The organism is Bradyrhizobium sp. AT1, assembly GCF_001590795.1.
GTDB lineage: Bacteria > Pseudomonadota > Alphaproteobacteria > Rhizobiales > Xanthobacteraceae > Bradyrhizobium.
Genome location: NZ_JXDL01000001.1, coordinates 3,270,666 through 3,280,528, shown reverse-complemented (window position 1 = coordinate 3,280,528; position 9,863 = coordinate 3,270,666). Strand labels below are relative to the sequence as shown.

Sequence of the window (9,863 nt, the reverse complement as noted above, 5' to 3'; positions counted from 1 at the left end):
AGACGCGGGCGATTTGGGCGAAATTCGGGTTCTAGCCGACATCCTCCCGCGCCATTTGGTCCGGCCCGAGCCAATTGCGGCACGGGCCGGTCTGCGCAAGAATGTGCGTGGGGGCTGAGCACTCAACAAGGATCGACCGATGCCGCCGTTTGTCGCTTTCGCGGGCGTCCTGGGCGGGCTTGCCGTGGTCCGCTGGGCCTACAAGACCGCTGTCCGGATCAATGAGGAGCTGGAGGAGATGCGCCTGTCGCGCGTCGCCGAAACCGCTCACGTGGGGAATGTCCAGACCCTGAAACGTGACCCCGTCACCGGGGCTTATCGGCCGGGGTAGGGGTAAGTCCGCTCAATCGTCATGCCGGAGCTCGCGAAGCGAGAGCCCGGACTCCATCGAACCACGAAACGAGCGGCGCAATGGATTCCGGGCTCGCCCTGCGGGCGCCCCGGAATGACGCCCGAATCCGCCCCCTTTGCCTTGATTCCCACCCCCGCCGTCGATACGGTCCCGCGCGATTCAAAATCCCCGCGAGAGCCTGATCTGACGATGGACGCCTCATTGCCCGCCCATATGCGCCCGGAACGCTCGTTCCAGGGTTTTATCCTCGCGCTCCAGCGGTTCTGGGCCGAGCAGGGCTGCGTGATCCTGCAGCCCTACGACATGGAGATGGGTGCGGGCACCTTCCATCCGGCGACCACGCTGCGCGCGCTCGGGCCAAAGCCCTGGAACGCCGCCTATGTGCAGCCCTCGCGCCGGCCCAAGGACGGCCGCTATGGCGAGAACCCGAACCGGATGCAGCACTATTACCAGTTCCAGGTGATCATGAAGCCGTCGCCGCCGAACCTTCAGGAGCTGTACCTGAAGTCGCTCGCCGCGATCGGCATCGATTCCGCCCTGCACGACATCCGCTTCGTCGAGGACGATTGGGAGAGCCCGACGCTCGGCGCCTGGGGCCTCGGATGGGAATGCTGGTGCGACGGCATGGAAGTCAGCCAGTTCACTTACTTCCAGCAGGTCGCCGGCTTCGAATGCGCGCCGGTCGCGGGCGAGCTCACCTACGGGCTCGAGCGCCTTGCGATGTATGTGCAGGGCGTCGACCGCGTCTACGACCTCAACTTCAACGGCCGCGACGGCGACGCCAAGGTCACCTATGGCGACGTCTTCCTGCAGGCCGAGCGGGAATATTCGAAGCACAACTTTGAAGTCGCCGACACCGCGATGCTGTTCGAGCAGTTCAAGATGGCCGAGGCTGCCTGCCGGAAATATCTCGATGCCGGCTGGAAGGACGATAAGCGCGAAGCGCATTTGATGGCGCTGCCGGCCTACGACCAGTGCATCAAGGCGAGCCACGTCTTCAACCTGCTCGATGCTCGCGGTGTGATCTCGGTGACCGAGCGGCAAAGCTACATTCTTCGCGTGCGCGAGCTGGCCAAGGCCTGCGGCGAGGCCTGGATCCATACTGAAGCGGGCGGAGCGGCCTGATGCCCGATCTTTTGCTTGAACTGTTCTCGGAAGAAATTCCCGCGCGCATGCAGGCCAAGGCGGCCGACGATCTGCGTCGCATGGTCACCGACAAGCTCGTCGCCGAAGGTCTGGTCTACGAGGGCGCGAAAGCGTTCGCGACGCCGCGCCGTCTCGCGCTCACCGTGCACGGCATCCCCGCGCGGCAGCCGGATCTCAAGACCGAACGCCGCGGGCCGAAAATCGGTGCGCCCGACGCGGCCGTGCAGGGCTTCCTGAAGGCGACGGGATTGAAGTCGCTGGATGAGGCCAAGATCCAGCGCGACCCCAAGGGTGATTTCTACATCGGCTTGATCGAGAAGCCCGGTCGTGACGCGATCGACGTGCTTGCGGAAATCCTGCCCGTGATCATCCGCACCTTCCCCTGGCCGAAATCGATGCGCTGGGGTGCGCGTTCCGGCAAGCCCGGCGCGCTGAACTGGGTGCGCCCGCTGCACGCGATCACCGCGACCTTCGGGCTCGAGACCGAAGAGCCCGATGTCGTGAAGTTCGAGGTGGATGGCATCGCGAGCGGCCAGACGACCTATGGCCATCGCTTTCTCGCGCCGGCGGCAATCTCCGTGCGCCGCTTCGAGGACTACGAAGCAAAACTGCTCGACGCCAAGGTCGTGCTCGACCCCGAGCGCCGCAAGGATGCGATCCTGACCGACGCCAAGCAGCTCGCCTTCGCGCAAGGTTTTGAGCTGGTCGAGGACCAGAACCTGCTCGACGAGGTCGCCGGCCTCGTCGAATGGCCGGTCGTGCTGATGGGCTCGTTCGAGCAGGAATTCCTGGCGACGCCTGCGGAAGTGATCCGCGCCACCATCCGCAACAACCAGAAGTGCTTCGTCGTCAAGGACTCCAAGAGCAACGAGGGCAAGCTCGCCAACAAGTTCATCCTGGTCGCAAACATCGAGGCGACTGACGGCGGCAAGACCATCGTCGCCGGCAACGAGCGCGTCATCCGTGCGCGGCTGAGCGATGCGAAGTTCTTCTACGAGACCGACCTGAAGACGAAGCTCGAGGATCGGCTGCCGAAGTTCGAGCAGATCGTTTTCCACGAGAAGCTCGGCACGCAGGCGGAGCGCATCAAGCGCATCGTGCGCCTCGCCGCCGAGATCGCGCCGCTGGTCGGCGCTGATGTCGCCAAGACGACCCGTGCCGCGCATCTGGCGAAGGCGGATCTGCTGACCGAAGTCGTCGGCGAATTCCCGGAAGTGCAGGGCCTGATGGGCAAGTACTACGCGCTGGCCCAGGGCGAGGACACCTCCGTCGCCGCCGCCTGCGAGGATCACTACAAGCCGCAAGGCCCTGCAGACCGCGTGCCGACCGATCCGGTCAGTGTTGCCGTGGCACTCGCCGACAAGATCGACACGCTCGTTGGATTCTGGGCCATCGACGAAAAGCCGACCGGCAGCAAGGACCCATATGCGCTGCGCCGCGCAGCACTCGGCGTGATCAGGCTGATCGCCGAGAATGCACTTCGTCTGTCGCTCATGAAGGTGGCAGCGTCCGCGCTCGTCGGCTTGTCGGTCAAACCAGCCGATGCTTCGAAGCTTCCAAGCGACCTTCTCGCCTTCTTTGCCGACCGCCTCAAAGTCCAGCTCCGCGAGCAGGGCGCGCGGCACGATCTCGTCGATGCCGTGTTCGCGCTCGGCGGCCAGGACGATCTCCTGATGATCGTCCGCCGCGTCGAGGCGCTCGGCAGATTCCTCGAGAGCGACGACGGCAAGAACCTGCTCGCCGGTATCAAGCGCGCCAGCAACATTCTTTCGATCGAGGAGAAGAAGGACAAGCGCAGCTTCGACGGCGCACCCGATGCTGCGCTTTACAGCCTCATTGAGGAGAAGGCGCTGGCCAAGGCGATCGGCGAGGTCAAGACGGAAGCCAGCGCTGCCGTCGCCAAGGAAGACTTTGCCGCCGCGATGAGCGCGATGGCGAAGCTGCGGCCGCCGGTCGATGCGTTCTTCGACAAGGTTCGTGTCAACGACGACGATGCGAAGGTGCGCGAGAACCGCCTGAAGCTGCTGAACGAAATCCGCAGCGCCACGCGCGCGGTGGCGGATTTCTCGAAGATCCAGGATTGAGGCTGCGGTTGTTGCGGCTCTCGTGCCCCGGACGCTGCGCAGCGCGCCGCTTCGCGGCGTGATGCGCTGCAGAGCAGGGGCCCATGCGGCCCGCGTGCTCGCAGCTTCTGGGTCCCGGCTCTGCGTCGCAACGCTTGCGCGTTGCGCCTGGTCCGGGACATGAGAGTGGTGCACGCACAAAAATGCCCCGCCCGGCGGGGGGAAGACCGGGCGGGGCCTGATGTCCGATTCTACACTGTTCGCGCCAGCCTGATGTGGCGCGCCGGACACCTAGTCGATCTCAACCGTCAATCAGTCTAGCACCTCGACGACGCGGCGCGAGCGCGGCTCGACCAGCACGGTCTCACCGTTCACGACGGTGTAGCGATAGGTGGTGGCGCCGAAGCGCTGCGGCACGTCATAATAGGTGACGCCCGCCTCGGGTAATGTGGTGCCGACTACGATGCGATCCGGAATGCGGAAGGCGGGCACACGTTGTTCGACGACATACTCCCGGAAGGCCGGTCGCTGCTCGACTGCGATGGTCGGCCCGCTGTCGACCACCGCGGGCGCGCGTCCGACGGTGACACCGCTTTGCGCCTGCGCCGCGAGGGGCGAGCCGATCGCGGCCGCGAGCGCTGCAAGAGCAAGAATCCTGTTCCGCATGGACAACTCCTTCGACGTGATGGTTCGGACGCGCCAGTGGCGCAGCCGATTGGCCAATGCATGCCCCCTTCGCAATGTTCCGGGAAAAGGCCCGCCCCATTCGCGGCAATTTCAGGCAGTTTTCGTGAGGGCCGGAACTCGCATCACGTGTTGCGCGTCTCTACTCGCGGAACCGGGAGGGCTATGATCCGCCCGCGATTCGCCCCACCCACAGAAAGATAATTCATGCACATCACCGTCGCCCACATTTCGCCGATCCTGTCGTTGATTGCGGGCGTGCTCATCCTGATCATGCCGCGACTGCTCAACCTGATCGTCGCGATCTTCCTCATCGTCAACGGTGCGATCGGGCTCGGGCTCCTGAAGTGGCTCCACCTCTAGGCGTTCATTTTCCGGAACTGTCTGACTTGCGCGGGCCCGCCCAAAATGGTGTAAGGCCCGCGAATTCCCATTCCTCTCGCAGGTTGTGTGCAAGCTATGGCCAAAGCCGCCTCGAAGCCGAAGAAGACCCTGGCGAAAATCCCAGCGAAATCAAAGTCCTCCGCCGCCGCTAAGGCCGCGCCGCCGGCCCGCAAGGCGCTGGCCAAGAGCGCGCCGAAGCCGGTCGCCAAATCCGCTGCCAAGCCCGCTGCAAAGCCGGCGGTAAAGGCTGTGACCAAGGCGGCTCTGCCGAAGGTTGCTGCGAAGCCGGCGCCGAAGAAGGCTGCGCCCGCGAAGGCGGCGCCGGCAGCCGGCAAGGCCGGCAAATGGGTCTACACATTCGGCGATGGCAAGGCCGAGGGCCGCACCGAGATGCGCGACCTGCTCGGCGGCAAGGGTGCGAACCTCGCCGAGATGGCCAATCTCGGCCTTCCTGTGCCTCCCGGCTTCACCATTCCGACCTCGGTCTGCACTTATTTCTACGCCCACGGCAAAACCTACCCTAAGGAACTTCAGGCGCAGGTTGAGAAGGCGCTCGACCATGTCGGCAAATTGACCGGCAAGATCTTCGGCGACACCAAGAACCCGCTGCTCGTTTCGGTGCGCTCCGGCGCGCGGGCCTCGATGCCGGGCATGATGGACACGGTGCTCAACCTCGGCCTCAACGACCAGACCGTGGAAGCGCTGTCGGAATTGTCGGGCGATCGCCGCTTCGCCTATGACAGCTATCGCCGCTTCATCACCATGTATTCGGACGTGGTGCTCGGCTTCGAGCATCATCACTTCGAGGAAATCCTCGACACCTTCAAGGACGGCCAGGGCTACACGCTCGACACCGACCTCACCGCCGACGACTGGGTCGAGCTGGTTGGCAAGTACAAGGACGCGGTCGCCCGCGAGACCGGCAAGGACTTCCCGCAGGATCCGCACGACCAGCTCTGGGGCGCGATCGGCGCCGTGTTCTCATCCTGGATGAACGCGCGCGCGGTGACCTATCGCAAGCTGCACGACATTCCGGAATCCTGGGGCACCGCGGTCAACGTGCAGGCCATGGTGTTCGGCAACATGGGCGAGACCTCGGCGACCGGCGTTGCCTTCACCCGCAACCCTTCGACCGGCGAGAGCAAGCTTTACGGCGAGTTCCTGATCAACGCGCAAGGCGAGGACGTGGTGGCGGGTATCCGCACGCCGCAGGACATCACCGAGGAAGCGCGCAAGGAATCGGGCTCCGACAAGGCGTCGATGGAAGCAGCGATGCCCGAGGCCTTCAAGGAGCTGACGCGGATCTACACGCTGCTCGAGAAGCACTACCGCGACATGCAGGACATGGAGTTCACGGTCGAGCAGGGCAAGCTGTGGATGCTGCAGACCCGCGGCGGCAAACGGACGGCGAAGGCCGCGCTGCGCATCGCGGTCGAGCTCGCCAATGAGGGCCTGATCACCAAGAAGGAAGCGGTCACCCGCATCGATCCTGCTTCGCTCGACCAGCTCCTGCATCCGACGATCGATCCCAACGCCAAGCGCGACGTGATCGCAACCGGCCTGCCGGCTTCGCCTGGCGCGGCGTCCGGCGAGATCGTGTTCTCCTCGGACGAAGCGGCCAAGCTCCAGGGCGACGGACGAAAGGTGATTTTGGTCCGCATCGAGACCAGCCCGGAAGACATCCACGGCATGCACGCCGCCGAAGGCATTTTGACCACGCGCGGCGGCATGACCTCGCACGCGGCGGTGGTCGCGCGCGGCATGGGCAAGCCCTGCGTCTCCGGCTGCGGCACCATCCGCGTCGATTACGGCCGCGGCACCATGAGCATCGGCTCGCGCACCTTCAAGACCGGCGACGTCATCACCATCGACGGCTCGCTCGGCCAGGTCCTCGCCGGTCGCATGCCGATGATCGAGCCGGAGCTGTCCGGTGAGTTCGGCACGCTGATGAACTGGGCCGACCAGGTCCGCAAGATCGGCGTCCGCGTCAATGGCGATACGCCTGACGACGCGCGCACCGCGATCAAGTTCGGCGCCGAAGGTATCGGCCTGTGCCGCACCGAGCACATGTTCTTCGAGGAGACGCGCATCCGCACCGTGCGCGAGATGATCCTCTCCGAGGACGAGCAGTCCCGCCGCGCCGCGCTCGCCAAGCTGCTGCCGATGCAGCGCGCCGACTTCGTCGAGCTGTTCGAGATCATGAAGGGCCTGCCGGTTACGATCCGCTTGCTCGATCCGCCGCTGCACGAGTTCCTGCCGCACACCCATGCCGAGGTCGAGGAAGTGGCGCGCGCCATGAACACCGACCCGCGGCGCCTCGCCGACCGCGCCCGCGAGCTCTCGGAGTTCAATCCGATGCTCGGCTTCCGCGGCTGCCGTATCGCGATCGCGTATCCGGAGATCGCCGAGATGCAGGCGCGTGCGATCTTCGAGGCGGCGGTCGAAGCCGAGAAGCGCACCGGCAAGGCCGTCGGCCTCGAGGTGATGGTGCCGCTGATCGCGACCAAGATGGAGCTCGATCTCGTCAAGGCGCGGATCGATGCGACCGCGCAGGCGGTGATGCGCGACACCAACACCAAGCTCGCCTATCAGGTCGGCACCATGATCGAGCTGCCGCGCGCCTGTCTGCTCGCGGCCGAGATCGCACAGTCGGCCGAGTTCTTCTCGTTCGGCACCAACGATCTGACGCAGACGACCTACGGCATCAGCCGCGACGATGCGGCGAGCTTCCTCGGCACCTACGTGTCCAAGGGCATCCTCCCGATCGATCCCTTCGTCGCGCTGGACCAGGAAGGCGTCGGCGAGCTGGTCAAGATCGGTGTCGCGCGCGGCCGCAAGACGCGGCCGAAGCTCAAGGTCGGCATCTGCGGCGAGCACGGTGGCGATCCCGCCTCAGTCGCCTTCTGCCACAATATCGGCCTCGACTACGTCTCGTGCTCGCCCTACCGCGTGCCGATCGCCCGCCTCGCTGCCGCGCAGGCCGCGCTCGGCAAGGCCGTCGCGAGCCAGGCGTAAGGCGAACTAAAATGCTGGAATGAAGAGGCGGAGCGAAAGCTCCGCCTCTTTTGTTTTGGGCGCCGCTTTCTCCACGTCATTGCGAGGAGCTCGGCGACAAAATTGCGGAGCAATTTTGCGCAGATGCGGCGAAGCAATCCAGATTGCCTCTGCGGAAAGATTCTGGATGCTTCGCTGCGCTCGCAATGACGAGCATCCCGCGCGCAACACTGGGAACTCGCGCGCGTCCCGTAATGATACGCGCGCGCAAGGGTTCCTTCACCATTCGCATTGACCAGTTGTTTACCGCTTCACGTGAGGTCGCGTTTACCACTGCGCATCATCACCCCGTGAAAACACCTGCAAACGCTTGTGTGTGCCGTGTGCGCAACGCGGATTAACGCCCCGGCAACCTAAATTAGATACTTACGATAAAGATCGAATTGCACGGATGTACTGCGGCTCGATTTTTCTGGCGTAAGCGTAGCGTGAGCGTAACGATGTCAGTGTTGCGTAACCATCCGAAGGGCGCGCGGTTCGCGTCCTTCGGAATCGGTCTCTTCATCTTCGCATTGATGCCGAGAGAGACCGGCTATCAGGACATTGCCTCCTTGCTGGCGCGCCAACCCGGCGTCGCCGAGCGTTGGCAGAAGCAGGTGTTCTCCGCGGCGTCCTCCATCCAGCTCGCCACCTACAGCTTCTCGCGCCCCATTGGCACCTCCGTTCCGCAGAGCACGATGGTTCGCCTCGCGAGCCTCGATGGCCGCGACGTCACCGGCGCGATCAGCCGTAATCCGGCGCTGCAGGCCGCGCCCCGCTACCAGGCTTCCGACTTTCCCAAGGTCGATCGCTCCATGAAGGGCGATCGCCTCGCAACCGTCACACCGGTCGAGTCTCCCGAGACGGCCGCGCCAGCTTCGGCACCGGCGCAGCAGGATCCCGCGACCTCGAACAGCTCGGTGTTCGGCGCCAAGACGGCCGCGTTGCCGCAGGCGATGTCGCCGGAGTCCGCGGCCGCGCTCGACCCCGAGCTCCAGGAAGCGCTGCGCGCGCCGCCGCTGCCGCAATATGCCAACCCACCACAAGCCAGCGCCGCTGCGCGTGCGTTGGCGGTCCAGCCGCTCGAAGCGCTGAAGCGAACCACTGCGCCGACCACGCCTGTGCGCGATCCCTTCAGCGTCAAGACCGCGAACCTGTTCTTCGGCAGCTCCTCGCTCGGTGGCAATCTCGAGAGCATCGAGAGCTGGCAGCCCGGCGCCGAGCCGCTGATCGTGATGCCCGACCCCGACATGAAGGTGACGGCCGCGCTGTCGCCGCCCACAGCGGACATCGCCAAGGACATCGAAAGCGGCGAGAGCGTCGCGCCGAAGGGCGAGGTCAACGCCGACAACCAGCGCACCAGATCACCGGCGGAACGGCTCGCGCTCGACGACAAGTCGCGCGCGAAATCCGAGAAGTGCCTCGCGGAAGCGGTCTATTTCGAGTCGCGCGGCGAAGCCGTGCGCGGCCAGATGGCGGTCGCGCAGGTCGTGATGAACCGCGTGTTCTCCGGCAAATATCCGGACACCGTGTGCGGCGCTGTCTATCAGAACAAGCACCGCCATCTCGCCTGCCAGTTCACCTTCGCCTGCGACAACAATGCCGACGTGATCCGTGAGCCCGAGATGTGGGAGCGCGCCAAGAAGATCGCGAAGGCCATGCTCGACGGCCAGATCTGGCTGCCCGAAGTCGGCAAGTCCACGCACTATCATGCCTATTGGGTGCGTCCGTCCTGGGTCGCCGAGATGAAGAAGATGTACAAGACCGGCGTGCACACCTTCTATCGGCCCCGCGCCTGGGGCGACGGCAGCGAGGAACCAAGCTGGGGCACCCCGGCCCAGACCGCCGCGCTCTCCGCCGAGCTCGCGCAGGAAGCCAAGAGCTCCGCGGAAATGGGCGTGAGCGAGCGGAGGTAGTTGTGTTCACCTCTCCCCGCTTGCGGGGAGAGGTCGGATTGCATCGAAGATGCAATCCGGGTGAGGGGGTACAGGTCTCTCGACAGTTGCATATGCGGAGAGAGGCCCCTCACCCCAACCCTCTCCCCGTAAGAACGGGGAGAGGGAGAAGACCTGCCTCACATCTCGATATCGAGCGCGCAGTCGAAGTTCGGCGCCGAATGCGTCAGCGCGCCTGCTGACGCGTAATCGACGCCGGTCGCGGCAATCGCGGCGATCGACTCCAGTGTAACGCCGCCGGATGCC

The 9,863-nt window shown here is 64.9% G+C and carries 7 protein-coding genes and 1 pseudogene; 6 read left to right on the top strand and 2 right to left on the bottom strand.

Annotated features, from left to right (window positions below):
- Positions 1-139 precede the first annotated feature (139 nt).
- The 3 genes from SE92_RS15445 to glyS all read left to right on the top strand — a co-directional run bounded on the left by SE92_RS15445 (position 140) and on the right by glyS (position 3,582).
- Positions 140-331: a hypothetical protein gene (locus tag SE92_RS15445; RefSeq protein WP_063196540.1), complete on the top strand. Its 192-nt coding sequence runs from the start codon at positions 140-142 to the stop codon at positions 329-331.
- A 210-nt stretch (positions 332-541) separates the two neighbouring features.
- Positions 542-1,477 carry a glycine--tRNA ligase subunit alpha gene (locus SE92_RS15440; protein ID WP_063196539.1) on the top strand — a complete coding sequence of 312 codons (936 nt, stop codon included), beginning with the start codon at positions 542-544 and terminating at the stop codon, positions 1,475-1,477.
- Positions 1,477-3,582 carry a glycine--tRNA ligase subunit beta gene (glyS, locus tag SE92_RS15435; RefSeq protein WP_063196538.1) on the top strand — a complete coding sequence of 702 codons (2,106 nt, stop codon included), beginning with the start codon at positions 1,477-1,479 and terminating at the stop codon, positions 3,580-3,582. Before SE92_RS15440 ends, glyS begins: the two co-directional genes overlap by 1 nt.
- 291 nt (positions 3,583-3,873) lie before the next feature.
- On the opposite strand, the gene SE92_RS15430 is transcribed toward glyS, so the two are convergent.
- Positions 3,874-4,227 (bottom strand): DUF1236 domain-containing protein, encoded by a 354-nt coding sequence (locus SE92_RS15430; protein WP_063203552.1) that lies wholly within the window; start codon positions 4,225-4,227, stop codon positions 3,874-3,876.
- 225 nt (positions 4,228-4,452) lie between these two features.
- On the opposite strand from SE92_RS15430, the gene SE92_RS34995 reads away from it, so the two are divergent.
- The 3 genes from SE92_RS34995 to SE92_RS15420 all read left to right on the top strand — a co-directional run bounded on the left by SE92_RS34995 (position 4,453) and on the right by SE92_RS15420 (position 9,578).
- Complete coding sequence (locus SE92_RS34995; protein ID WP_018648785.1) at positions 4,453-4,608, top strand: DUF3096 domain-containing protein; 156 nt, start codon at positions 4,453-4,455, stop codon at positions 4,606-4,608.
- Between the two features lie 96 nt (positions 4,609-4,704).
- Positions 4,705-7,644, top strand: coding sequence for a pyruvate, phosphate dikinase (gene ppdK / locus SE92_RS15425; protein WP_063196537.1), 2,940 nt, complete (start codon positions 4,705-4,707; stop codon positions 7,642-7,644).
- 479 nt (positions 7,645-8,123) lie between these two features.
- A complete protein-coding gene (locus tag SE92_RS15420; RefSeq protein ID WP_063196536.1) occupies positions 8,124-9,578 on the top strand; it encodes a cell wall hydrolase in 1,455 nt (484 codons plus the stop codon).
- A gap of 158 nt (positions 9,579-9,736) precedes the next feature.
- On the opposite strand, the pseudogene SE92_RS34990 reads toward SE92_RS15420, so the two are convergent.
- Positions 9,737-9,863 (bottom strand): annotated as a pseudogene (locus SE92_RS34990) (carboxylating nicotinate-nucleotide diphosphorylase); the annotation flags it as partial.